Origin of the sequence: Leptolyngbya boryana PCC 6306 (assembly GCF_000353285.1) — a bacterium.
In the GTDB taxonomy this organism is placed as follows: domain Bacteria; phylum Cyanobacteriota; class Cyanobacteriia; order Leptolyngbyales; family Leptolyngbyaceae; genus Leptolyngbya; species Leptolyngbya boryana.
The window spans coordinates 589,906-614,843 of sequence record NZ_KB731324.1; the positions used below are offsets into that span (position 1 = coordinate 589,906).

The following is a 24,938-nucleotide window of genomic DNA, read 5'->3' on the forward strand; positions in this document are numbered from 1 at the left end:
CTGCTTTTTTCTTGCTTTGAACTACAGGTTTGACAGTACACTAGACGCGATCGAGTTCTTTTTTCCGCGCTAGTCGTCTATGCAATTTCTCTCGCCCCTGTACGCCATTTTCTTGCTTTGTGTGATCGGAGTGTACTGGTCGGCACGTTCAACCTGGTTGAGATCTTGGTTAATCTTTCTCGCCAGTTTAGTGTTTTATGCGTCACTTCAAGCCCAGTATATTCCGCTGTTGCTGGTCGCGACAGTGATTAACTATTGGCTAGGGAGGGCGATGGGAGTGCCGCCAGATTGGCGAATTGAAGATTGGCAGTTTGCTCAAGCTGACTGGAATCAGCGACGGTTGCGCGTGCTGTGCGCGGGGATTTTTCTCAATGTCCTGTTGCTCGTAGGATTTAAGTATGTGCCGTTTGTGTTTGGAACGATCGGAGAAATCTTAGATATTCCAACGATTCAACAAACTGCAAACTGGACAGATATTCACCTCATTGCACCTTTTGGGCTGAGCTTTTTCTGTTTTGAATGTATTGCGTATTTAGTCGATGTGTATCGGGGAGCGCCTGCGGCTCAAGGGTTTCTCGATTTTGCAGCCTATAAGCTGTTTTTTGCCAAGTTGATTTCTGGCCCGATTACGCGCTATCACCCGTTTGTCGGACAGATCCAGGCAGTTCAAGCACCTCAAATGCCGCAAATTACAGAAGGGCTTTGGCTAATTGCCTGTGGAGCGATTAAGAAAGGATTAGTGGCAGATCGCTTAAATGTCCTCGTCAATTTAAGTTTTGACAATATTCAACGCGCAGGAAGTGCAGATCTGTGGTTAGCAATTATTGCGTATGGGTTCCAGCTTTATCTCGATTTTAGTGGCTACGTGGATGTAGCACGCGGAAGTGCATTGCTCCTCGGGATCAAACTTCCAGAGAATTTTAATTTTCCTTATCTGACGACAAGCCTGGCTGATTTTTGGCGACGTTGGCACATGACCTTGGGCGATTGGTTGCGCAATTACCTTTATTTTCCCTTGGGTGGATCGCGGCGCGGATTGTTTCGGACTTGTTTGAATTTGCTGATTGTGATGACGATCGCGGGAATTTGGCACGGAGCAGCGTGGGGATTTTTGGCGTGGGGTGTGATTCATGGAATTGGACTCGCCATCCACCGATTGAATGTCGCGATCGCAAAACAATTCACCTGGATTTCAGCAGCTTGGTCAAGTTTGCCTGGGATGTTAGTCGCTTGGGCGTTGACTCAATCGTTGGTCTTCATTTCGTGGATCTTTTTCCGGTTGCCGAATGTCGATTCTGCGTTGAAGGTGGTAGAGCGACTTTGGGGCTATTCGGCGGATGTACAATATGCTCAAAAAGTTTATACAGAAGCAGTTGGGTTGAATCCGCCTCAGATTGTCATGATCTTGAGCGCGATCGCGTTGATCATGGTCTTCGCTTATCTGTTACAGCGCAGCTTGAAGTTGAATTTAACTTGGCATTTGAAGCTTTTGCTAGTTCCCCTGTGTTGGTACGTGGTATGGCAACTTGCTCCAGAAGCAGGTACGCAATACATTTACTTTGATTTCTAATTCATTCGGATTTAGGAGGATTTTCTTGCATGATGGAGAGTGGAGTAACTGAAGTTTCTGCTATGAAAACTGAAGAAACAGCTAGCCCGGCAGAGGTAACAGAGATTCGGGCTTGGGGAACGGTGACGGTTTTAGAAGAATCGAAGCGATATCGAATTAATCGAATTGAGATTAAGCCGGGAGCACATATTAGTACTCAGATGCATTACCATCGCAGTGAACATTGGATTGTCGTGTCTGGGACAGCCCGAGTGATCTGTGGTGGAGAAGAGAAGGTATTAATGCAGAAACAATCCACTTATGTCCCAATGGCAACGCCACATCGGGTGGATAATCCGGGAGTGATTCCGCTCGTGATGATCGAGGTGCAGAATGGGGAGTATTTGGGTGAGGACGATATTGTTCGGTTTGAGAAAGATCCGAATTCTTGAGGAGATGGGGAATGGGGAAAACCTAACTCAGAGCGTTCCCTACTCCCCACTCTTTTCCACGCATTCACAACTCAAACAGAATCGCTATAGCTCTTGTCCTCCAGCTTGAACTGTATCCACTTCTTTAACTTTCAGATTCAGCGGTACTTTCAAACTCGATCGCTGTTTTAAACTGGTCTGATAGCGACCGAGAGCTGTTAAGGGGAAGTGCTGCTGATAGAGATGATATTTCAGGTAGAAATGACCCGGAAATCCAGTGCCTGTGAACCAATCTTCATTCCAGGCTCCATCTTGCTGAGTGCTAATTAGATAAGCGACTCCCTTATCGATCGCTTCCCATTCATAGTCGCCTGTTCCATCGCCTGCTGCAAGTAATCCAATTAATGCCCAAGCGGTTTGAGAGGCAGTACTCGCTCCTTGTCCTTTTAGCGCTGGATTCTTATAACTTTCGCAAGTTTCGCCCCAACCTCCATCGGGATTCTGAACACTCACAATCCAATTAGCACCGCGCTGAATACTTCGCCAATGCGTATTCGGAGCAACTTTTGCGAGGGCAGCTAAAACACCACTGGTTCCATAGAGATAGTTCACGCCCCAACGTCCAAACCACGAGCCATCTTTTTCTTGTTCGAGGGTGAGATAGCGCAGAGCACGATCGAGCTTTTCTGGAGTAATGGCAACTCCTAACTCTGGCTCAATCTGCCCCAACATTTCCAGCACTCTCGCAGTCACATCAGCAGTGTTCGGATCAATCATTGCTCTGAGATCGCCATAAGGAACCTCATTGATCCAGTCTTGATCGTTATCGAGATCAAAAGCCGCCCAGCCCCCCGGTTTACACTGCATTGTGCTGATCCACTCGACGCAACGAGCGATCGCTTGTCGCTTTAAACCTTGATTCGGCATGTGGATCAAGTCGAGTGCCATCACCACAACAGCCGAATCGTCTACGTCTGGGTAGAATCGATTCTCAAATTCAAACGCCCAGGCTCCGGGCTTGCCTTGAGTGTTTTTAACCGCCCAATCTCCGTAACTGAGAATTTGTTTTTCGAGCAACCATTCTCCTGCTTTGACCAGTGTTGGATCATCTGGAGCTACCCCAGATTCGATCAGAGATCGTACAACTAATCCAGTGTCCCAAACCGGAGAAACACAAGGCTGAATTCGATAGCTATTCTCTTCTTCGATCGCAAAATGATCGATCGCATTCATGCCTCTGACCACGTAGGGATCATTGACGTCATATCCTAAGCACCGTAATGCAATCAGAGAATTGAGCATCGCGGGAATAATTCCGCCCCAGTCTCCGGTTGCTTCTTGCCGTTCAAGTACCCATTTTTCGGCAGCTTTAATTCCTTCTTCTCGTAGTGGGACAAGATTCCAATCTTCTGCAAATTTGAAAGCTCGATCGAGATCGAGAAATAAATCTGTCCAATCTGATTTTCTGGGCAATTCATATTTGACGTTGTGCACGCCTTCAACGTAAAGCTCATCGAGCGTGATGGTTGGATTTGTGATGAATACAGGCTTACGATCAAACGCGATCAATAGGGGTACAGTACTGCCCCGCGCCCAGCTAGACATCTCGTAGATACTGAACGTATGCCCCGAAAATAGCGGCTCCGATCCAAACGGATTTGGAACCTCAATTTTCAGTGATGGCAGCAGCATAATCCAAGCTGGAATGGAGGGAATGCCTCGCCAGTCGTAGCATCCAATCAACGCTAAATGGAATTTCGTGAAAATGCGAGTTTTGCTAATTCCGCCGCGTGCCAGGATAAATTCTTTTGCCTTGATCAAAGCGGAATCAGTTGCCGGAACTTCTAATAACCGGAGTGCCATGTACGTCTCAACGGTGGTACTGAGATCGCCGCCGTCGCCGTAATACAGTTCCCAGCCTCCATGTTCTCGTTGTTGCGATCGCAAGTATTGCTCAGCTTTCTGCAATGGTCGCTCTTGATCGGTGCCCCAAATCTTATGCAGCAGAATCGTTTCTGCGGTGATGGTCACATTCGATTCGAGTTCTGCCCACCAATAGCCTTCTGGTTTTTGTAACGACAGTAGATATTGCTGACTGGCTTCGATCGCATTTTCTAGCGCTGACATCTTAGATACTCCTCACACCAACCCAAACCTTATCATCTGCATCGGCTTCTCTGCCAGACTGTGCTGATTGCACTGATCTTGTTTTTTGTTCTAGAGTAAATCCTCTTGAATTTCCACTTTACCTTGACGATGTATTGGGAATTTAAGGTAACGTTTTCATCGACGCGAAGAAATGCCATTTCCAGCGCTCCGCTAAAATTCGTGCCTTCATGGTGAGCTTGACATGTCTGATATCGTTCTTGGGATTTCGATCGTGAGTTTCTTGATTTGGGTCTATTTGCTAGCGTTCAGAGGTCAGTTTTGGCAGATGGATCAGCGGTTGCCAACAGGTGAAATTCAGAATGCGTCGGTTTGTGTGGTGATTCCAGCGCGCAATGAGGCGGATATGCTGCCGCTGACGTTACGATCGCTTTTGACACAGGATTTTTCAGGCTCTCTCACGATTTTTCTCGTCGATGATCACAGTACAGATGGCACGGCAGAAATTGCGCGATCGACGGCTGAAGAATGCAATCAATCTGCTCGGTTGCAGATCATTCCAGCTCAGCCTTTGCTGAGTGGCTGGACAGGGAAGCTTTGGGCGGTGCAGCAGGGAATTGAACGAGCAATAGAGCTAAAGCCGGACTACATTTTGCTGACGGACGCAGATATTCAACATGATTCAGGGAATGTGCGGGATTTAGTGAGTTGGGCGATGGCAGACGATCGAGAGTTAGTTTCTCTGATGGTGCGCTTGCGCTGTGTGAGTATTTGGGAAAAGCTATTAATTCCAGCGTTTGTGTTCTTTTTTGCCAAGTTGTATCCGTTTCGCTGGGCGAATGATCCGGCTCGAACGCTAGCGGCAGCGGCAGGAGGCTGTAGTTTGATTCGACGCGAGGCGTTGGAGCGAATTGGTGGAATGTATGCAATTCGGCAGGCGTTAATTGATGATTGCGCTTTGGCAGATGCGATTAAGGCAAGTGGAACGAGGCGGATTTGGCTCGGACTCACGCGATCGACAATTAGCCTTCGTCCTTACGATTCGCTCGATACGATTTGGAAAATGGTCGCTCGAACGGCTTATACCCAATTGAACTATTCGCCAATCTTGCTGGTTGGATCGGTGCTGGGAATGGGTTTGGTTTACCTTGCACCGATTCTTGTGCTGAATTGGATCGGGTTAGTGACGTATGTGTTGATGTCGATCGCTTATTTTCCGATCGTGCGATTTTATCGCTGTCCCGCTTGGTCTGCCTTTTGTTTGCCTGCGATCGCGTTTCTGTATACCTTAATGACGATCGACTCTGCACTCCAACATTGGCAAGGTAAAGGCGGAGCCTGGAAAGGTCGCACCTATGGCACATAAAATCTTGCAATCCTAACCCATTCCGAAAAATCAGAGGTATTGACGACGTTAAGCTAGTGCTAAGGATCGGTCAGTTTAGCGAGGCAGGAGCAATCCGATCGCGATCGCAACAATCGCCCCAATCAATGTATTCAAAATATTTACGACATCATGCGTTAGAAATGGGACTTTATCCTCGATCGTCGCTCCGATCAAACTTTCAATCGTCGTGGCTACAAAAGCCGCGATCGCACAAATTCCAATGCCAATCGGACTGATTAATCCTAGCGACCAGCCGACGATTGCGATCGCAACCGATCCCACAACTCCTGAGATCGTGCCTTCCAAACTCACCGCGCCTTCTGTTCCACGGGGGACGGGTTTTAATGTCGTAATTAAGAAAGTTCTCTGCCCGTAAGCCTTACCAATCTCAGTTCCACAAGTATCAGAAAGCTTGGTGCAAAAACTCGCGACATATCCCAATGCCAAGAGTGGAATGAAATCGATCGCGAACTGCGTCACATTTAAACCCAACACCAATAAGGCACAAATCGCCCCGACTAGCGCCGATCCCCAAACATTTCCTGCCCCTCTTGCACCCGATCGCGCTTCTGCAATCCCCAACGCTTCTTTCTGCGCCTTGCCAACGAATGTTACGCCTGAACCAACTAGAAAATAAAAGACGACCAGTAAGTAACCTCGCCAGCCCAAACATCCCCAAACAATCACACCTAAAATCCAAGCATTGACAATGCCGCCCGGAGTTAGAAGCTTCTTAGGTGCGATCGCTAGCAGTCCTAACAAAACCGCATTCAGCACGATCGCGATCAGCCAATCTGTCATCGAAGGAATTGCTGGAGGCATACGCACAGAAAAAATTCGCCATAATTGATTCTGACATCAACGAGCGGCGAAATCATGAATTCAGTGCTATTTCATCTCGCCTTTCCAGTGCGGGATATTCCCACGACAAAGGCTTACTATGTGGACGGTTTAGGCTGCGGTTTAGGGCGAGAAAATGATCAAGCTGCGATTTTGAATTTATATGATCACCAGTTGGTTGCCCATGTGACGCATGACGAAATTGCTCCACAAAAAGGGATTTATCCGCGTCACTTTGGGCTGATTTTTACCAACAAATCCGATTGGCAAGCGTTGCTCGATCGCGCTCAGCAAAAACAACTCTCGTTCTATCAACAACCGAAACACCGCTTTGTGGGTATGCCGCTTGAACATTCCACCTTTTTTCTGATTGATCCCTTTGGCAATTTGATGGAATACAAACACTACACTGACCCGACTGCCATTTTCGGCGGCGATCTTAATCAGATTGGCGATCGCTGATTGCTTGAGGCAGGGCTTTCATCTGCGATCGACGTTTGAGCCAGAACAGTCCCGGCAAAATGACTAAAGCTGCAAACATAGGAGGTTCTGGGACTGTGGCTGTGGCATCGGTTCGAGTGATGCCGCGTACCGTCAACTGGGTTTCAGGCTCAAAGTGCCGCTGATAAAACCCGGCGATTTCGACCCCGAATCCACTGTCGAAGATAGAGTCAATGTGGATGAAGTCGCTACTGCGAACCAGATTAAAGGGATTGTTTGCGGATAAGCTTGCTTCAAATGAATCAATCAAATTCTCACCATTGAAGATGCCGAACGCGACAAGACTATTTGCGCTGGCGTACTCTCCTGGTTCAGTGGCAAATGCGATCGCAGCAAGTGCAGCCTCAAAATCGAACTGAAAACAGCCACATTGCGTATCAAAGTTAATTTCAGTAAAGGATGAGCTTTCAGCAGTTGCAAAATAGTTTGATCCCATCCCTGTGGCGAATGCTTCTGAGAATTGATCTAATTCGTCTACGGTTGTGAGTGCATCTGCGGGAGCCTCAGCGAACGCGCCAGAGCCAGGAGATGAAATTGTCTTGGTGGAAGTTGTGATCCCTGAGTTGAGGTTATTTCCCTGCCAGGTAAAGTTGTTCAGGAGTAAACTGCTGCTGGATGCTGCAAGACTTGCCGCTTGGCTTGGTGCAATAGCGATCGTGGAACTTATCACGATCGGGGCTGTCAACATCAAGCCCTGCATAACGGTTTGGATAGTGAATTTCATTGAGCAACGCTCCTAATCATGGATCAAGTTTGAGAAGCACTCTTCTGCAGCAAGGGAGGGTAGGAGGTCAATACTGAGGGGAAATTACGGTCGTGTAATGTCTGAAAAAATAAATATTACGTGCAACTCTACTGAGTTTCTTAAGTAACATCAGGTACTTTGAAATCTGCTCTACAGTAATTTCATAAAGTTGAAGTGTAAATTAACACAATCCAAATATAAGAGTTGTGAGTAATCCGTAACGCTACTGAGAAATCTTCAAGGGGTTGAGCATCGATTTGGAGAAGGTGCAGGCTGAGAATAAGAGCGTCTTCACTGGAATGATTTCAACATGAAAAATGGGAGGCATAGATATGCCTCCCACTGCATCTGAAAATGAGGAAGTTCTAAGAATTTGCGATCGCAGCAAACAATTCGTCGTAATCTTTGGCAAATCCGAGGCGCACATCTGAAAATTCTCCCGAACTCACAGCTTGGCGCAGCACAGACATCACTGCCGTCGCATGACTTTGTGCAACATCCGCATCTACGCCTTCGCGCTCTGCAATTCGGCGATAGAATTCATCAACTTTGAAATGCTCTCCCATTTGTCCTTCACGCCCGCGCAGACAGTCTCCCAATTCTTTGGGAAGCTGTGCCGCTAGATGGCTAGCTTCATCTCCGAGTAATCTTTCTCGCATTGTTTCTAACGTTGCTTTTGTTGCTTGAATTGCACCTTCTCGAGATTCAAATGATGCCGACTCTTTTACTGCTCGAATGAACTGATCGTAATTCATCAATTAGTCTCCAATTAGTAACGAAACACTGCCGCGATCGGCGCAGGGGCAGGCATCACATCTGGCTCCACTGCATAGACTATTCCTCCATTGATCAATGTCTGAATTGCCGCTGCATCTAGTAAGTCCTCGTCTCCTACTTCAGCATTGGTATGAATTTGGATCTCATTGGCATTCGGATCAAATCTGCCCCACTTCTGCACGCCGACTGCAACAAACAATCGATCGACTCGCCCATAGTAAGCTGCCGGAACAGTCTCTTCGAGCTTGGTCGAGATCAATTCTGTGTTTGATAAGTCGTGATAATCATGCGCTGCTTGTTCTTGTGCCTGCAAGAAGTAAGGCTCCACGATCGACCAAACTTGCTGATGCAACTCGGCGATTGCAGTGTCTTTGACATTTCCGGTAATGCCTTCTTCGATCAGATGGGGATAAGTATTTGCTTCCCGGTAAATCGGCATTAAATACTCCACACAAGCAAGCACTAAAGGCGATCGCTTGCCATTGAGAAAATCGTGCAAAGCACTATCGATCGCGTGAAAAAACTGACCATAGTCTTTTTTCACATCATCTTGCTCAGGCGCACCTTGCCCATGAAACACACCTGTTCCAGCCGATGAATTATTGTAATTCGCGGCTCCACTCGTCGTGCCAATGCGGAATTGTCCTCGCGGTTCATTGTCGTCATACTGCAAGACTTCATCCATCGACTGCGGCAAGTTGGGAACATTGATTTCCCGGAGATGGTAGCGATCGCCTTCAAACAATTTCACTTGCTTCTGGCTGAGTTCGAGCACATAAAATGTCCCGTCTCCCGTAAGCAGCGGCAAAAGCGGCTTGAGATGAAATTGATCCGTGACCACAACTAGCTCAGACAAATCGAGGGGCACTTTGTAGTAACGGAAAAAATCATCCGTGATGAACAGTGCAAGACCCGAATCTTGTTGCTGCCAAAAATCGTCTTCCGACTCAATCAGGTCAGTCACGGGGCGCAAAAAATCATTGGCTTCGTCCTCAGAGAGTCCGTTGTCCTGTAATTTTTGCAGCGCTTCTCGAAAAAGGTTCTTAAATCGAATTTCATTTTGTCGAGTCTCAGTTCCAGCGACAACGGTTGGCAGGTAAATCGAAACGCACCAACTCTTTGATCGCTCAACTAATCCTTTCACTTCCTCGATCGTTAAAACACTCACGACAATCTCCTATGATTTTTCTTGATTCTCTTGAGGTGCTTTCTCTGTAGGTCTTTCTAAAGCTGCTTCATTCACCGGAGTTATTTCTTGATCATCCCGACTGTAATCTGGTTCAGTCGGTGTATCTCCAGGATTAGTATCAATCAGCCCGTTTTGATTCGTGTTGGTTTTCGTTGGGCTACTTCTATGGCTATATGAATCAGGCATAGCTATGTTCCTCATCGGTTCTTCTTTCCATTCAACTAATGTTTGAAGGGGCGAAATCTGTCGGAGGAAAGGTTAGCCGTTGTTAAGATGCACCTTGAGATTTTCGTAGAGCACTCACTTCAATAGAGGAAACTTTGGCGATCGCGTTCCACAGTAAAGGAACTGTTCTGTAGAAGACACAGATTCTATGTTTTGCCAAACCACTGAACGCCAATTTACCCTAGAGGACTTTCAGCCATTTCTGGATCAGTTCAAAATTGACTTGTGGGAGTTTGGAATTCTGGCTTGGCTGCTGGCGATCGTTGATCGTACCTTTGCCCTCTTTTCGGGTGGATTTCCCTCTGCTGTCGAACTGATTCAACTCTTTGTCACAACCTTAATGGCAATGGGGTGGGCATTGCTGAGTCCTCGATCCGAGGAATTGGCGCTTCGACTGACCGAATTCTTTCAGCCCGTTTTTTCTGATCTACACTCGGTCAAATCTGTACCCTCGATCGCGCAATTGCGGAAACTGGGCTATCAGCAAACGTTCTTCTGGCACAACTGGAAAATCAATCATTCCGTGATTCCCAATCCTAGAAGTCAAGTGCCTGTGATCTTTGTGCATGGCTTTGGTGGCTCGATCGGGCATTGGCGGCAGAATATGTCTGTGCTGGCAAAACATCATAGTGTTTATGCGATCGACTTATTAGGCTTTGGCGCGTCTGATAAGCCTGATATTGATTACTCGATCGAGCTTTGGGTCGAACAGCTTCATGATTTCTGGCGGACTTGCGTTGATAAGCCGGTCGTCTTAGTTGGAAATTCGATCGGGTCGCTCATCTGCTCTGTCACAGCTAGAAAATATCCTGAAATGGTGCGCGGCATTGCGATGATTAGCTTGCCTGATCCCGCAAGTCAGCACGAGATTATTCCTGCGATCATGCGTCCATTGGTCAGACTCATTCAAGCGATTTTTGCTTCTTCTTGGGTCTTATATCCTTTGTTTTACTTACTCAGACACCCGAAGATTATTCGCCGTTGGGTGATGTTAGCATACGCGGGTCGAGAAGCAGTCACCGATGAATTGCTAGAAATTCTATCCAAGCCTGCTCATGAGCGCGATTCTGCGCGGGCATTTTGTGCCATTCTCAAAGCGATGACTCATCCAAAATTTAGTCCGAATCTGCAATCGATTCTCAGCAATATTCGCGCACCGTTACTGCTCCTATGGGGCAAACAAGACCGGATGATTCCGATCAAATCAGCGCAGCAATTTCTTACCTACAATCCGCACCTGCAACTCATCGAATTAGAAGATGCCGGACACTGCGCCCATGATGAATGCCCAGAGCGAGTTAACGCTGAATTGATGCAGTGGATTCAAGCACAAGTCCTCACCCCTGACCCGATCAAAAATTCTCGCCGTTCCCTGCAATAAGAGCGATAAAATCAAACTGATGATGCAAGGCGAAGCTTTGGGAGTGGGGACACATGGCGTTAATTGTGCAGAAATATGGGGGAACTTCGGTCGGAACGGTCGAACGAATTCAAGCCGTCGCGCAACGAGTGAAGAAAACCGTTGAAGCTGGAAATTCTGTGGTGGTCGTCGTTTCAGCGATGGGAAAAACGACGGATGGATTAGTCAAACTGGCAAACGATATTTCTGCCACTCCGAATCGTCGAGAGATGGATATGCTGCTGTCCACTGGAGAGCAAGTGTCGATCGCGCTTTTGAGTATGGCACTCCACGAAGCCGGACAGCCCGCCGTTTCGCTCACAGGTGCGCAGGTTGGAATCATTACCGAAACGCATCATACCCGCGCCCGAATTCTGAAAATTGCTACCGATCGCTTAGAACGCCATCTCAATCAAGGCGAAGTGGTCGTTGTTGCAGGCTTTCAAGGCATCAGCAGTACTGAAAATTGGGAAATTACAACGCTGGGTCGAGGCGGGTCTGACACATCAGCCGTTGCCTTGGCTGCTGCTCTCAGAGCTGATTTCTGTGAGATTTACACCGACGTTCCAGGCATTCTCACCGCCGATCCCCGATTGGTTGAAGACGCGCAACTGATGACGGAGATTACCTGCGATGAAATGTTAGAACTCGCGAGCCTGGGGGCGAAAGTTCTGCATCCGCGTGCTGTTGAAATTGCTCGAAACTACGGCATTCCCTTAGTCGTGCGATCGAGTTGGACAGATGATCCTGGAACCTGGGTGAGATCGCCTCAACCGCAGCCGCGCCCGCTCGAAGGTTTAGAAATTGCTCGTCCGGTTGATGCAGTTGAATTCGACACCGATCAAGCTAAAGTTGCCTTGCTTCGAGTTCCCGATCGTCCGGGTGTTGCCGCGAAATTGTTTGGCGAGATTGCCTCGCAAAAACTGGATGTCGATCTGATTATTCAATCGATTCACGAAGGAAATACGAATGATATTGCCTTCACAGTGGTCAAAAACTCTCTGACTCGGGCTGAAGCGGTTGCCAGCGCAATTATTCCGGCTCTAACCGCAGGCTATGCGATCAATCCAGAATCCGCTCCTGACGTGATGATTGAGCAAAATATTGCCAAAGTTACGATCGCGGGAGCAGGCATGATTGGTCGTCCGGGGATTGCCGCTCAAATGTTTTCAACTTTGGCAGAGGCTGGAATCAATATTCAAATGATTTCAACGTCTGAAGTGAAAGTCAGTTGTGTGGTGGATGAAGTGGATTGCGATCGCGCAATTTCTGCCCTCTGCCAAGTCTTTGAAATCTCACAATCTGGAGTCAAAGCATCGGCACAAGCTGCACCGAGTTCTGCTGCTGCTGTGCGAGGGGTTGCGTTAGATGTGAAGCAGGCACAAGTTGCAGTCCGCTACATTCCCGATCGTCCGGGCATGGCGGCAAAAATCTTCCAGCTTCTTGCCGGTCAGAACATCAGCGTCGATATGATCATTCAATCGCAGCGCTGCCGCATGGTGAATGGTGTGATGACACGTGATATTGCCTTTACCGTGGCGCAAATGGATGCGGATGCAGCGAAACAAACGCTTGAAGCTGCGCGATCGGAAATTGGCTATGGCGAGGTTGTGGTCGATAGCGCGATCGCAAAAGTCAGCATTGTCGGCTCTGGAATGGTCGGACAGCCCGGAGTTGCCGCTCGAATGTTCGAGGCACTCTTCAAGCACGAAATCAACATCCAAATGATTGCGACTTCTGAAATTAAAGTCAGTTGTGTCGTGTCAGAAGACCAAGGTGTGAAAGCACTGCAAGCGATTCATGCCGCATTTGAACTGGCAGGAACTCAGAGAATTCAAGTCTCTGCATGACCCAAACGCCTCACGATCATTTTGCCAAGGCGTATTTGGAAGAACTGCTTTCTCCGATCGGGCAAGTCACACCCAATCTCCCAATTAAGGCGGAAACTCGCTACGCCGATATCTGGTTCGTTCCTGAATCCGTCGAGGAATCTGAACGAGCCTACCTCGGCTTACTTGGAAAGCTGACCACTACGCCTTGTTTGATCGAACCCTTCCGAAATCCTGCTGACGAAGACCAAATTCTCGACTGCGTGGGCAAACTCATTTCCCTCCGTCGAGAACTGCTCCGCAAAGCCAACCGCGAAAAACGAACGATTCCCCCAGAGTTCATGCCTCGGCTTTGGATTCTGGTTCCTTCTGCTTCTGTCGAACTGCGTCGTGAATTTGGAGCCAATCGCCGAAAACGGACCTGGGAAAGTGGCATCTATCATCACCCAAATGCTTATCGCACTGGGTTAATTGTCCTGCATCAACTTCCACAGACTCCGGATACTTTATGGCTTCGGATTCTCGGTCGTGGACGATCGCAGAAAAAAGCGATTCAGGAATTCAATGCTCTGCCAGATGATCACCGAATGAAAGAGATCGTTCTGGAATTGTTAACTGAATGGCGCACTATGATAGAGCTACGGCGAAATCTGACTGAAGACGAGGAGGAACTATTTATGAATTTGTCCCCAATCTATCTACAGCGCAGACAGGAATGGAGAGAAGAAGGACGAGAGGAGGAACGTCGATCGACGATCGAGAGTCTGCTCATGTCGCGGTTTAACGCTCTAGATTCAGAACTGGCTGGAATTGTCGATCGGATTGCAACCTTGCCTCCGAACGAATTTACGCCAATCCTCTTATCCGCGTCACGAGAAGAATTGCTGCGTCAGTTTTCAACGATTAATTGAATGTGCCGAATCCCCGAATCTCACAGCAAAATGTTAGCCTAGAAGGGATTTTTGATGATGACACTCCGATGAACAAAGTTGTGGTAGGTCTATCCGGTGGGGTGGACAGTTCTGTTGCTGCTGCCACGTTGCACGATCAAGGCTATGACGTGGTGGGGCTGACCCTTTGGTTGATGAAAGGGAAAGGTCAGTGCTGCTCAGAAGGCATGGTCGATGCTGCAAAACTTTGTGAGGAGTTGGGCATCCCGCATCACATTGTCGATAGTCGGGATGTGTTTCAAGAAAACATCGTAGATTATCTAGTTGCAGGATATGGCGAAGGCATTACGCCCTTGCCTTGTTCGCAGTGCAATAAAGCCGTGAAATTTACTCCGATGCTGAAGTATGCGCGGGAAACCTTGGGAATCGAGAAAATCGCCACAGGTCACTATGCGCGAATTCGATTCGATGAAACGACTGGACGATATCAGTTGCTAAGAGCGATCGACCGATCCAAAGATCAGTCCTATTTCCTCTACGATCTCGATCAAACCGTCCTGTCTCAAGTGCTGTTCCCCTTGGGTGAGAAGCACAAAACTGAAACGCGCCAAATTGCGGCGGGCTTTGGATTGCACACTGCCGATAAGCCAGAAAGTCAAGATCTCTGTCTTGTCGAAGCGAATGGCTCAATGCAGGCATTTCTCGATAAATACATTGCGCCTCGCCAAGGCGAAATTGTCGATCAATCGGGTAAAGTTCTCGGTCAGCATGAAGGGGTGCATCACTATACGATCGGGCAACGCAAAGGTTTAGGAATCGCGCACAGTGAACCTCTCTATGTGATCGGGTTGGATGCGGTGATGAATCGTGTGATTGTCGGAGAACGATCGCAGGCGCAAAACCCTGAATGTAATGTCTCGCGGATTAATTGGGTGTCGATCGCTCAACCAACAGCCCCAATTAAAGCAGAAGTACAAATTCGCTATCGCTCAACCGCGACTCCTGCAACGGTGATTCCTTTAGAAGGAAACCGCGTGCGAATTGTGTTTGATGAACCGCAATTTAGTATTACACCCGGTCAGGCGGCAGTTTGGTACGACGGTGAAGTGCTACTTGGCGGTGGAATTATTGAGCGCAGTTGAAGGAATGGTGCTAAACGGGATATCTCGAATTGCGTAATTCTGCCAGCCTTTTGCGTCAAAGTGCCACCATTCAGTAGAGAGCGGGATAAACCCCGCTTTCACCATCGCGTCTTCGAGCGTTTGACGATTTTTGAGCACGTTTGCGGGCAGATTTTTATAGCTGCGAGACGCTCGATCGCTAAAATCATCAAATCCGGTCGGCATTGGTAATTCGTTTCCAGCGCGATCGACGAGCGTAAGATCAACTGCCATCCCCCGATTATGGCGCGATCCATAGGCTGGATTTGCCACAAAGCGATCGTCCGGTTTGATCGCCCAAAGTGCTCTTTGAATCGCTAAAGGGCGGTAGCAATCGTATACTTTTAACCCTAATCCTTGTGCTTCTAAAGCGGTTTGCACTTGGGATAACTGTTGTGCCGCTGCCGCGCGTAAAATACATCGCGCTTCAGGGTAAAGCTTTTGTTTGACAAAGTTATTTGTTGTTGCGTAGCGAATGTCGAGCGCAATCCGGGGATTAATCGATCGAATGTCAACGAGAACTGTTGGATTGAGTTGAACTGCTCCAACTGGGTTGTGAAGGAACAGCGCGATCGTCAAAGCGACAACGAACGTAAATAGAAATTGAATTCGAGAAACTTGCATGGCGAGGGCATAACCAACTAATTGATATGGATTCAGCGATCGTACTCAGAGTTCCCTACGGCTGAATGATTTGTTCACACCATTCAAGCACCGGGCAGGTCGCACAGTGAGGGCGTTTTCCAGTACAAATGTGTTTACCAAATGGAACCAGCAGTTGATTGATCTCGATCCAGTATTGTTTTGGCAACTTTGCTGTCAGCGCGATCGTGGTTTTTTCTGGCGTTTTAGTTTGCACGTATCCCCAGCGATTCGTAATTCGATGCACATGTGTATCGACGCTGATATAAGGCTGATGACAGGCAATTCCTAGTGCCAGATGCGCGCATTTCACCCCAATTCCTTTGAACTTGAGTAATACGTCTAAATCGGCTGGAAGTTCCCCCTGGTACTCTGTGAGAATTTGCTGGGCGATCGTATGAATCTGCTGGGCTTTTTGCTCTGGGTAGGTACAGTCTTGAATTAAGGTTTGGATTTCTGCGATCGACAATTGTGCGATCGTTTCAGGGGTGCGCGCTCGATCAAATAATCGCCGCGAAACGGGTAAACTCACCTCGTCGTAAGTCCGAACAGAAATCAAACAGCTAATCAATTGCTCAAACAACGATTGATAGCCATCTTCGTAGAGTTCAAACATGGCAGCTTTGGGAAATTCTTGCACTGCCTCACGAATTCGAGCTATGACCTGCTCGATCTCAAACGGTTGTTTCGACATGTTTTGATAGTGCGGGTGTATTATGGAAGCCGATAGTCCATCGAACCATAATGCTCACATTACAAGGCAAAGTTATTTTAGGAATCGACCCTGCGATCGCAACGATCGGGTATGGTGCAATTCAAGATGATCACGTCATCGATTACGGGGTCATTAAAACAGCCTCGACTTCGCTCATTTACGATCGCTTAAAGCAGATTCACGACGACATTCGCGAACTGTGTGAGTTGATCAAACCCGATGCAGTCGCTTTAGAAATGCCGTTTTTTACGCGTGAGACAACCTCTGCAAATAAGGTACTGCGCGCCTTAGGAGTGATTGAACTTGCTTTGGGAGAATATGGGCTAAATGAGCCAATTTTTTTACATCAATCGCAAGTGAAGGCTTCCGTTGCCAAATATGGCGCACAGAAATCAGAGATGCAGCAAGCGGTGATGATGATTTTTGGGTTATCTGAAATTCCTAAGCCAGATGATGCAGCAGATGGCTTAGCGATCGCGTTTGCTGCCCAATCGGGTGCGCGGGCAAATGTGAAATAGCTGCACAAAGGTCGAGGTTTCGATGGTACGCCTTTAGCAAAGTCGCAATTAGACAACGATTATTTGAGCAACTGCGAAATAATTTTACTAGCAGCTTGCTGAGTTTCTTTGAGTAAGCGCGGATCGACACTTTTATCACTCGGCGAATGGTAGTTTGGGTCTTTGCCTCGGAAAAAGAACAAGGTTGGAACTGCTTTTGCCTGAAAAGAAGCATGATCACTTCTGCCAAATCGACTCGATCTCACTTCTTCGCGCGTTGATTGCGTCGCTACCGCGCTTAAGGCTCCTGAACCATCAATCAATAAGCGATCGTTCACGCCAACCATGTCAAAATTGATCATTCCTTTCAAGCTCTTGAGCACCGCCGAGTCTAGTTGCTCGACAAACGCCTCTGAACCTTTCAGTCCATCTTCTTCGCCGTCAAAGTTGATAAACCAAATTTGCTGCGCTTCAGTAGACTGAGCAAACTGACGTGCTAATGCCAAAATCACCGCAGTTCCAGAGGCATTATCATTGGCTCCGGGCGAGTTTTCTACTGAATCAAAATGTCCACCAATGATCAACTTGGGCTGCCTCACATCCGGCAAATGAGCAATGATATTGCGTCCGACTGCATTCGGGCGAGATTGCACATTCAGTGTTGCTTGTGCTTCAGTCGGTTGGGCGAGTAAGGGTGCACCATCTTTTCCAGAAATCGCGGCAGCAGGAATTGGAGAAGGTTGCATCAACATGCCGCGAACATTATCAGATTGGTTATTCACAATCACAATCCCGATCGCGCCTGCTGCTGCCGCATGATCAATCTTCTGAGCAAATGTCAGCCCTCCACCCCGTCGAACCAGCGCGATCGCGCCTTTGACATTCACGGTTTGAAAGTCTTCAGATGTTCCATAATTTGGAACTATAACGAGCTTTCCAGAAGGATGACCCGATCGCGATCGCACCATTGCCCAAACTCGAATCGCAGTTCCATTGACGGTCAAATCAGAGCCGACATCTGCAAATTTCGGATAGCTGAAGGGTTGGATTTCAACTTGATAGCCTGCTTTGCGATACTCATTGACCAAAAATTCGCTAGCTCGTTCAGCAGCAGGCGATCCTGTGACCCGCGCTCCCATTTTGACTAAAGCTTGTACATCCGCAGTGAGTAAATCCGTTGCAAAATTTGGACTTCTCAAACTGAGGGAAAGCACGATCGTGAAAATTGCGATCGCAAGATTGAGCAAGGTGCGTCGCGACCTGAAAAGCATAGATACCTTATGAAGTTTGCGGAGTGGAGAGTGGGGGGATGGGGAGAAATAAATCAGACTCAGATTGCTGCTCCCTATCTCCCCAGCAGAGCTATTGCGCTGAACCACTGGGTTGCAGTCTAGCAAATCGATCTTTCATTTCAGAAGCACCAATTTGACGAACTTGGCGAGCAATCAGTGCATTAATTCCAGCAATGAAACTGAGTTGACCTAGCAGCGCGCTCAAAACTGCGAGGGGAGATACAACCTCGGGAGATACACTCCAAAGAAAAGGCGATGTGAGGAGCACAATGTCTCTAAGCGGGATCGAAATTAATCCTCTAGAAGAGAGGAGCGCAGCGAATGCAGGCGGAATCAAGAGCAAGATGGTAATCAACGCGATCGCAATAAAATTCCGTTTGGACGTTTTCTGAATGACCAGCCATTGCATGATTGCAGCATAAAGTGCAAGCGTTGTGAGGCTAATCAAGACCAAAAGTGCATTGGGTTGTGTGCCATTCCAGATTCGATCAGTTCCAAATGTGGAGATGCCAAGCCAAAGAATTCCAGCGATCGCTAAATTCACCATCATTGCAAGTCCGGCTGGGCTGTGGTCATGAAACAACAGATCTTTCAAAAGTGACGATCGCGGCGATTGAGTGTGACGGTATCGCGCCCAATCCATGACCGTCTGACGTTGGGGGGAGAGAATTGCAGCCAAAGGTAGAAAAATCAGCAGATTCAGGACAATTGGGAGCAAGACGGTTCCGAATGCTTGGGGTGCATCAGTGCCCTTACTCACATACGTTTGAAAGCTCAGACCTAGCACTAAGCTTTGCAGATAAAAGACTAATCCATAGCTTTGACGCTTGTGCAAAATTGTGGTGCTAGGTTGATGGAAACATCGCGCTAAGCCTTGCCACACCCATCCATTGAGAATCGCAATATTCAAAAGCGTAAACAGATGTGCGATCGCTGTATTGTTGCTAATTGGTAAGCTAAACCAAAACCAACTTGAATCAGGAGAAGTGATATATAAAATTGGCGCTGTTAGTAAGGTTTTCCAGACCGTTTCTGAATTCCACATGATGTATCCTGGAACAAAAATAGCTCCAACCATCAACACATAGAAGACGGTCACACCTAGCGCCTGAGCAGATCGCTTGAGAGTCGATTTACTAAAAAAGCCAAAGAGCAAAGTAAAGCTAAAAATCAGATATGAGCCTGCTGCTAGCATCATGTAGAAACTGGGCAAAAAGCTGAGATTTCCCGCTCTTGAGGTGACAAAAATATGTAAAGGCAGCAGAGATGCGATCGCACAATACACCAAAATCGGAACACCCAAGATTTTACCGAGTAAAATGCTTGATGCCGATCGTGGACTTAATCGAACAAAATCAAGCGTGCCTTGACGTTCCTCATTTTGCAAATCGCTGAGTAAAAAATACGTTCCTGAAAGCATTAAGACAAAGGGAATACAGGTATGCAACGCTTGTGCAAAGTGCTGCCACCACAGCATCCAATCAATCGCGAAAGTCTTGGCAGAAACATTCTCGGTGCAACCTTGAATAAACTCACCGCCGACCATGTGCCCACAGTAGGGATTATATTGATAGGCTTCTGGGGTTGGAAGTTGACCATAAAACCAGAGAAAGACGAGCACTTGAGCCACGATCGAGAGTGCGCCCACGATTAGAATATTGCGCCAAGTGAGCCGCCCTTTCAGTTCTCGTAAAAGTTGGGGGTTGAGATTACCAATTTGATCCAGCATAGTCATGATGCCTGTTGATGTCCAAGTTTGAGAAAAATCGTTTCGAGGTCTTCCTGTGTGCAGTGAAACTCGGTCAGCGGAATTCCGGCTTGAATCAGAGATCGTAGTAAGTCAGCACTATCCTCCTGATTTCCAGAAAACGCGACTTTGAGTTGAGTCTCTGAGACAGGTTCAACAGATTGAATGAAGGGTGAATGTTTAAGTTCTCGTGTGAGATCATCTAATGATCCTAAAGTTGAGAGCAGAATTTGCTGCTGACTCAGACGAGCATATAAATCTTGAAGCGATGCACTCTCCACAAGATAACCTAATTCCATCATGCCGATCGACGTACACAGTTCTGCTAGATCGCTCAACACATGTGAAGAAATCAGAATTGTCATGCCTGCGGATTGTAAGGTTTTAATAATTTCTCGAAACTGCATTCGAGCGATGGGATCAAGCCCTGAAACTGGCTCATCCAGAAGTAAAATCATCGGCTCATGCAAGACGGTTCGCGCCAAGCCTAAGCGCTGTTTCATCCCCCGTGAGAGCGTTGAGATCGGAGCCTTGTGCTTGTGAGTCAGTTGAACGAGTTCGAGCACTTCGTAGAGTCTTCGGGAGCGTCGCGGTTCACGCAGTCGATATAGCCGTGCAAAATAATCTAAATAATCCCAGACATTCAGGTCGTCATAGAGCGGAAAGTCGTCGGGAAGATAACCGAGATAGCGCTTAATCTCAGCAGTGTTATGGCGATCGTAGCGCTGACCGTTGAAATGAATTTCGCCGATCGTGGGTTCTTCGATCAGCGCCAGCATCCGAATTAAGGTGGTCTTTCCGGCTCCGTTCGGTCCGATTAATCCGTAGACATCGCCGCTCGCAATGTCGAGATGGACATCACTCACGACGGGACGACGATCGAATCGTTTCGTTAAAGATTGTGTAGAAATTGCCAGCGATCGCTGAATCGGCGCAGAGAGTTGCGGACTTGCCATACGTCAACGTAAGTCATTTGAACGATAGCTTAACCTCAGAATTTTCAGATGCGGAATTTCTTTACAAAAAACGGGAGCATAATTATGCTCCCGTTAATTTTAAATCAGAAGAATTTGTCTATTTGCTAATAAATTCTTTAACACAACCCTGAACAATCATATCCATCTCCGCAGGTGCAGGTTTGCCAGCGCCTAAATCCGCATCAATTTTCGCAAACTGCTCAAAGGTATACTGTTCTTGAAGGGCGTCGATGCTGCAAGCGCAAATTTGTTGCATAACTTCAGCCGGAATTCCTTTGCTGCTGCCTTGTTCAGTACAAGTGCTCGTGAAAGCTGCGACTGTTTCAGCCGGATAAGCCGTTGCATTTTCCGCGTTTGCCTTGTGCATCGGTGCAAATGATGCGGTCATCAAACCTAGAGCAATCACGAAGCGAGAGAGAGATTGGGAAGCGCGCATAGTTTTGAGATTGAGTAAAGATATTTCCGCATCGTCAATGCGGTGACCTTAAGATTCCCAAATCGCAAATGCGGTGACCTTGAGACTCTCGATATTCCAGCAGAAGCTTAATAAATCGCTTGCCTGTATGAACTTTTGATAGAGTTTTTGGGGTGCGAATCGGCGGCTGAGGCTTACTCCACGATCGCGTGAATATGCCAAGATGAAGACAGTGTTTACCAGAGTTTGCCGGATGTCTTTGACTGAGTTTGATGCGACGCTACAACGCTTGGGACAAGTCCGTTTCGCGCTCTTACGGCTGCATAAAGCCCTATTGGATGGAGAGCGGATGGGCTATGAGCAAGAACATGGACGAGTCACGAATACTGAGTTTTTTCGCTTAGTGCTGGAAGACCAGCGGTTTGCTTGGTTACGACCGATTTCGCAGTTCATTGTGCAGATTGATGAAGCGTTGGATGCGAAAGAACCGATCACGATGGAGCAAGCAAGCGAATTGTTAGCGCAGACAAAACAGCTTCTTCGTCCCGCTGTAACGGGATCGAACCTTGAGCAGAAGTATGACCAAGCGATTCAACGTGATCCCGATATTGCATTTCTACATGCAGAAATGATGAATATGTTGGTCGGTAACTAATGCTACTTTTGTCTTAGCGATCGTGTAGCTGAAGCTGGGTAAACTGAGTCGCCTTCTCAGTTCTTGCCTCAGTTATCTATGCTTTTACACGATCGCTTAAAACAGTTCTGGGGCTATTCTGAATTTCGTCCGCCTCAAGGTGAGATTGTTCAAACAATCTTGAATAATCAAGATGCGATGATTGTTCTCCCGACAGGCGGGGGTAAATCTCTATGTTTTCAACTGCCAGCAGTGATGCGATCTGGATTAACGATCGTGGTATCTCCTCTCGTCGCTTTAATGGAGAATCAAGTTCAAGATTTGCAACAGCGCCGAATTCCAGCCGCATTGATACATAGTGAACTTCCAGCCGCAGAGCGTAAGCGGATTTTGAGCACGATCGCACGTTACCGTTTGCTTTATCTTTCTCCTGAAACGTTACTCAGCGCATCTGTTTGGCAACGATTGCTCGAAGTTAAAATTAACACGCTAATTGTTGATGAAGCGCATTGTTTAACCCAGTGGGGTGAGACATTTCGACCCGTTTACTATCGGCTTGGGGCGGTTCGAGCAGCCTTATCACACAATCGCGATCGTATTGCGATCGCAGCTTTCACTGCCACTGCGAATTCCTTAGCTCAAGCAACGATTGAACGAATTTTACAACTTGAAAAGCCGCAAATCTTCCGGCTCAGTCCGTATCGAGCAAATTTGAATCTGCAAATTCAATCGGTTTCGACTCCGCGACAGCGCAGACAGAAATTACTAGCCGTGATCAATTCGCAGATGGGATCGGGTTTAGTTTATGTGCGATCGCGAAGCGAAAGTGAGGAGCTTGCAGAATGGCTCACACAACAAGGGCATCGAACCGGGGCATATCATGCTGGATTGAAATCCATCGATCGCCGATGCATTGAACAGGATTGGATCAGCGATCGCTTAAGGTTCGTCATTTGTACCTGTGCATTTGGCATGGGCATTGACAAAGCTGAAACTCGTTGGGTGGTGCATTATCATGCGCCGTTTCTGATGAGTGAGTATGTGCAAGAAATTGGGCGGGCAGGGAGAGATGGAAAAAAAGCGACAGCAGTTCTCCTCAAAAGCAGCTGGCTTGATTCAGAGGATCGCCAACGTTGGCAATTCTTTGCAACTCAAGAGCAAAATCAAATTCAGAAGGCTCAAACGTTAATTCAAAAGCTTCCGCAGCAGGGCAATGTCGATCAGGTGTCGAGAGAGTTCAAAGGAGCCGCGATCGCACTTTCTCTGCTTTACAGTGCTCAGCAGTTAGTTTGGACTGATCCATTTCACTATCAAATTCAATCGAGGCGAAGGCTAGCACAGGCTTCAAGCCTCAATTCTACTCAGTCGATGCAGAACTATCTGAAGACAAAGGACTGTCGATGGCAGTTTATTTTAAGGTCATTTGGCTTCGAGCAAGATGCTTTGAATTTTACTTGTGGTCACTGCGATCGCTGTCAACAAAATTAAGCGGTAATCTGTTTCAAGATTGCTAAAACCTTGTAAAGATCATTGCCAGGATTTAGCAGAGAATAGGTTGCAGAAAAACCGTAGGTTGGAGCTTCTTGCTGGAGCAATTTTACAAACAAAAACTCACCACCATTTGTCATCAAAGCATATCCGGGTTGCTCTGGTTGAGGTCGAGCAAGTAAATAAGATAATGCTTGTGGAATCGCAGCTTGCACTGAAAATCGTGATCGCTTAGACTCAACGACTAGAATCCAAAGCTGATTCCGAACAATCAACGTATCGATCCGCCCAATGAGCGCCATGCCATTGTCATCCGTTTCTTGAATTTCGATGCTGACTTCGGAATCGATCGTGAAAGGGAAGCGATAAAATCCAGCTTGATCCAAGAGTGGTGAGACCACGACCATTTTTACGGTTTCTTCGTTCAGAGACTGTACTTCGAGTTGACTGAGATAATTTTGCTGAACGCGATCGAGCGCAGTTTGTTCTGCTGATGTGATTTCTGGGACAGAGGCTAACTTTGCCCTGAAGAAATCAGGGTCAGTTGACCGCACAATTCCGAAGCGATCGCGCAACTGTGCAAGACTAACTTCATTCGCGATCAGTGTGATCATACGATTCCTGCATCAACAATTATGCCGATTTTATCGCATTTGCAGGGGTTGGGCGTTGGGTGCGAACACATTGGTACGATCGAAATTCTCGATCGCAATCCGAACATAAGCAGAAATCCATTTGAAGTGGTTTGCAGTACTCAGAGGAATAGAGACTTTACTAAATAAAATGACAGCAAAAAGGTTTCCAGAAGGTAACATTCCTCCAAATCCTAGAACGGACTGTACTTTGTAAGGAAGTACAAACTGCATTTGAGCTGGAATATGAGGACTCCCGACTGCATCAGCAACATAAAACACATTAAATGCTTTGTTTGATGCTTTTGTGATTAAAGTGGGTGCAGTATCAATCACCGCACTTACTTCTAGTCCAAACTGCTGAATCAATTGCAAAATCATCGGCGCGCGGTAGACAAAATCTTCATCGATTAATGGAATGGCTTGATGTCCAGTCGATTCTTGACGATCGTTCCAGTACGGTTCATCGCCTGCTGTTGCAAGCAAAGTCAAACACTTTGTCGCCCGCATCACAGAGCGACCTTTCAAAATAGCTTGAGCTGCTTCTTGCAGGTCTGGACTTAAATCGCCGTATGGATGTGTTTTGAAAAATCGAACTAGAGTGCAAGCACTTTCGCCAGTTCGCGGATCTACTAGATTTTCATACAGATATCGAACGATACGATTTGCGGTTTCTTCCATACTATGCGATCGTTCTTCCATGTTGCGAAGTTTAATCGCACAGTGATTCATATCTTCCTTCGTGAAAGCTGCTAGATTGTACATCGAAGGTTACCTACTCAATAACTGTCTAACTTTGGTCTGTATTTTTTCATACTTCAAAGTTGCGTAAGCTATTGCCGGATACTTTTCGGATGGATTTTTACACAGC

Annotated in this window: 25 protein-coding genes; 11 read left to right on the forward strand and 14 right to left on the reverse strand. The window is 47.2% G+C overall.

The window, feature by feature from the left end:
- Window positions 1-79: 79 nt before the first annotated feature.
- Together LEPBO_RS0102790 and LEPBO_RS0102795 are read left to right on the forward strand one after the other, a co-directional pair.
- Window positions 80-1,570 (forward strand): MBOAT family O-acyltransferase, encoded by a 1,491-nt coding sequence (locus LEPBO_RS0102790; RefSeq protein ID WP_017286010.1) that lies wholly within the window; start codon window positions 80-82, stop codon window positions 1,568-1,570.
- A gap of 62 nt (window positions 1,571-1,632) precedes the next feature.
- The gene (locus LEPBO_RS0102795; protein WP_036045191.1) at window positions 1,633-2,001 is read left to right on the forward strand and encodes a phosphomannose isomerase type II C-terminal cupin domain; all 369 of its coding nucleotides are present in this window, start codon (window positions 1,633-1,635) and stop codon (window positions 1,999-2,001) included.
- An 84-nt stretch (window positions 2,002-2,085) separates the two neighbouring features.
- Here LEPBO_RS0102795 and shc read toward each other — a convergent pair whose 3' ends face one another.
- Entirely contained in the window at window positions 2,086-4,107 is a 2,022-nt protein-coding gene (shc, locus tag LEPBO_RS0102800) for a squalene--hopene cyclase (protein WP_017286012.1), read from the reverse strand.
- 223 nt (window positions 4,108-4,330) lie between these two features.
- Between shc and LEPBO_RS0102805 the strand changes: the two genes are divergently transcribed.
- On the forward strand, window positions 4,331-5,452 hold the full coding sequence (locus tag LEPBO_RS0102805; protein ID WP_017286013.1) for a glycosyltransferase: 1,122 nt from the start codon (window positions 4,331-4,333) through the stop codon (window positions 5,450-5,452).
- 75 nt (window positions 5,453-5,527) lie between these two features.
- On the opposite strand, the gene LEPBO_RS0102810 is transcribed toward LEPBO_RS0102805, so the two are convergent.
- A complete protein-coding gene (locus tag LEPBO_RS0102810; RefSeq protein ID WP_017286014.1) occupies window positions 5,528-6,295 on the reverse strand; it encodes a TIGR00297 family protein in 768 nt (255 codons plus the stop codon).
- Between the two features lie 54 nt (window positions 6,296-6,349).
- Here LEPBO_RS0102810 and LEPBO_RS0102815 point away from each other — a divergent pair, with 54 nt between their 5' ends.
- On the forward strand, window positions 6,350-6,775 hold the full coding sequence (locus tag LEPBO_RS0102815) for a VOC family protein (protein WP_017286015.1): 426 nt from the start codon (window positions 6,350-6,352) through the stop codon (window positions 6,773-6,775).
- Here LEPBO_RS0102815 and LEPBO_RS0102820 read toward each other — a convergent pair.
- From LEPBO_RS0102820 to LEPBO_RS0102835, 4 genes are all read right to left on the reverse strand, one after another.
- Window positions 6,753-7,538 (reverse strand): hypothetical protein, encoded by a 786-nt coding sequence (locus tag LEPBO_RS0102820; RefSeq protein ID WP_144056128.1) that lies wholly within the window; start codon window positions 7,536-7,538, stop codon window positions 6,753-6,755. The two genes, LEPBO_RS0102815 and LEPBO_RS0102820, sit on opposite strands and share 23 nt — an antisense overlap.
- 386 nt (window positions 7,539-7,924) lie before the next feature.
- On the reverse strand, window positions 7,925-8,314 hold the full coding sequence (locus LEPBO_RS0102825; protein ID WP_017286017.1) for a DUF2267 domain-containing protein: 390 nt from the start codon (window positions 8,312-8,314) through the stop codon (window positions 7,925-7,927).
- 14 nt (window positions 8,315-8,328) lie between these two features.
- A complete protein-coding gene (locus tag LEPBO_RS0102830; protein ID WP_017286018.1) occupies window positions 8,329-9,504 on the reverse strand; it encodes a baeRF3 domain-containing protein in 1,176 nt (391 codons plus the stop codon).
- Window positions 9,505-9,513: 9 nt separating this feature from the next.
- Complete coding sequence (locus LEPBO_RS0102835; RefSeq protein ID WP_017286019.1) at window positions 9,514-9,711, reverse strand: hypothetical protein; 198 nt, start codon at window positions 9,709-9,711, stop codon at window positions 9,514-9,516.
- A 187-nt stretch (window positions 9,712-9,898) separates the two neighbouring features.
- Here LEPBO_RS0102835 and LEPBO_RS35950 point away from each other — a divergent pair, with 187 nt between their 5' ends.
- The 4 genes from LEPBO_RS35950 to mnmA are packed head-to-tail and all read left to right on the forward strand — an operon-like array spanning window position 9,899 to window position 15,010.
- On the forward strand, window positions 9,899-11,131 hold the full coding sequence (locus tag LEPBO_RS35950; protein WP_017286020.1) for an alpha/beta fold hydrolase: 1,233 nt from the start codon (window positions 9,899-9,901) through the stop codon (window positions 11,129-11,131).
- 53 nt (window positions 11,132-11,184) lie between these two features.
- On the forward strand, window positions 11,185-12,999 hold the full coding sequence (locus tag LEPBO_RS0102845; RefSeq protein WP_017286021.1) for an aspartate kinase: 1,815 nt from the start codon (window positions 11,185-11,187) through the stop codon (window positions 12,997-12,999).
- A complete protein-coding gene (locus tag LEPBO_RS0102850) occupies window positions 12,996-13,889 on the forward strand; it encodes a hypothetical protein (protein ID WP_017286022.1) in 894 nt (297 codons plus the stop codon). The genes LEPBO_RS0102845 and LEPBO_RS0102850 overlap by 4 nt, the downstream gene beginning before the upstream one ends.
- 2 nt (window positions 13,890-13,891) lie before the next feature.
- Window positions 13,892-15,010: a tRNA 2-thiouridine(34) synthase MnmA gene (gene mnmA, locus LEPBO_RS0102855; protein ID WP_317135180.1), complete on the forward strand. Its 1,119-nt coding sequence runs from the start codon at window positions 13,892-13,894 to the stop codon at window positions 15,008-15,010.
- On the opposite strand, the gene LEPBO_RS0102860 is transcribed toward mnmA, so the two are convergent.
- Both LEPBO_RS0102860 and LEPBO_RS0102865 read right to left on the reverse strand, forming a co-directional pair.
- A complete protein-coding gene (locus tag LEPBO_RS0102860) occupies window positions 14,978-15,652 on the reverse strand; it encodes a M15 family metallopeptidase (RefSeq protein ID WP_017286024.1) in 675 nt (224 codons plus the stop codon). The two genes, mnmA and LEPBO_RS0102860, sit on opposite strands and share 33 nt — an antisense overlap.
- 55 nt (window positions 15,653-15,707) lie before the next feature.
- Window positions 15,708-16,364: an endonuclease III domain-containing protein gene (locus LEPBO_RS0102865; RefSeq protein ID WP_017286025.1), complete on the reverse strand. Its 657-nt coding sequence runs from the start codon at window positions 16,362-16,364 to the stop codon at window positions 15,708-15,710.
- A gap of 50 nt (window positions 16,365-16,414) precedes the next feature.
- On the opposite strand from LEPBO_RS0102865, the gene LEPBO_RS0102870 reads away from it, so the two are divergent.
- Window positions 16,415-16,903 carry a crossover junction endodeoxyribonuclease RuvC gene (locus tag LEPBO_RS0102870; RefSeq protein ID WP_017286026.1) on the forward strand — a complete coding sequence of 163 codons (489 nt, stop codon included), beginning with the start codon at window positions 16,415-16,417 and terminating at the stop codon, window positions 16,901-16,903.
- Window positions 16,904-16,962: 59 nt separating this feature from the next.
- Here LEPBO_RS0102870 and LEPBO_RS0102875 read toward each other — a convergent pair whose 3' ends face one another.
- The 4 genes from LEPBO_RS0102875 to LEPBO_RS0102890 all read right to left on the reverse strand — a co-directional run bounded on the left by LEPBO_RS0102875 (window position 16,963) and on the right by LEPBO_RS0102890 (window position 21,334).
- Window positions 16,963-18,153 (reverse strand): M28 family metallopeptidase, encoded by a 1,191-nt coding sequence (locus LEPBO_RS0102875; RefSeq protein ID WP_017286027.1) that lies wholly within the window; start codon window positions 18,151-18,153, stop codon window positions 16,963-16,965.
- Window positions 18,154-18,244: 91 nt separating this feature from the next.
- Complete coding sequence (locus LEPBO_RS0102880; protein WP_036044347.1) at window positions 18,245-19,903, reverse strand: ABC transporter permease; 1,659 nt, start codon at window positions 19,901-19,903, stop codon at window positions 18,245-18,247.
- A gap of 2 nt (window positions 19,904-19,905) precedes the next feature.
- Window positions 19,906-20,877 carry an ABC transporter ATP-binding protein gene (locus tag LEPBO_RS0102885; protein ID WP_017286029.1) on the reverse strand — a complete coding sequence of 324 codons (972 nt, stop codon included), beginning with the start codon at window positions 20,875-20,877 and terminating at the stop codon, window positions 19,906-19,908.
- A gap of 118 nt (window positions 20,878-20,995) precedes the next feature.
- Window positions 20,996-21,334, reverse strand: a complete 339-nt coding sequence (locus LEPBO_RS0102890; protein WP_017286030.1) for a hypothetical protein — start codon at window positions 21,332-21,334, stop codon at window positions 20,996-20,998.
- 232 nt (window positions 21,335-21,566) lie between these two features.
- On the opposite strand from LEPBO_RS0102890, the gene LEPBO_RS0102895 reads away from it, so the two are divergent.
- Together LEPBO_RS0102895 and LEPBO_RS0102900 are read left to right on the forward strand one after the other, a co-directional pair.
- Entirely contained in the window at window positions 21,567-21,968 is a 402-nt protein-coding gene (locus LEPBO_RS0102895) for a hypothetical protein (RefSeq protein ID WP_017286031.1), read from the forward strand.
- A gap of 63 nt (window positions 21,969-22,031) precedes the next feature.
- Window positions 22,032-23,435 (forward strand): RecQ family ATP-dependent DNA helicase, encoded by a 1,404-nt coding sequence (locus LEPBO_RS0102900; protein WP_239741266.1) that lies wholly within the window; start codon window positions 22,032-22,034, stop codon window positions 23,433-23,435.
- Here the strand turns inward: LEPBO_RS0102900 and LEPBO_RS0102905 are convergent.
- Together LEPBO_RS0102905 and LEPBO_RS0102910 are read right to left on the reverse strand one after the other, a co-directional pair.
- Window positions 23,432-24,049 carry a hypothetical protein gene (locus LEPBO_RS0102905; protein WP_017286033.1) on the reverse strand — a complete coding sequence of 206 codons (618 nt, stop codon included), beginning with the start codon at window positions 24,047-24,049 and terminating at the stop codon, window positions 23,432-23,434. The two genes, LEPBO_RS0102900 and LEPBO_RS0102905, sit on opposite strands and share 4 nt — an antisense overlap.
- 30 nt (window positions 24,050-24,079) lie before the next feature.
- Entirely contained in the window at window positions 24,080-24,832 is a 753-nt protein-coding gene (locus LEPBO_RS0102910) for a hypothetical protein (protein ID WP_017286034.1), read from the reverse strand.
- Window positions 24,833-24,938: the final 106 nt, after the last annotated feature.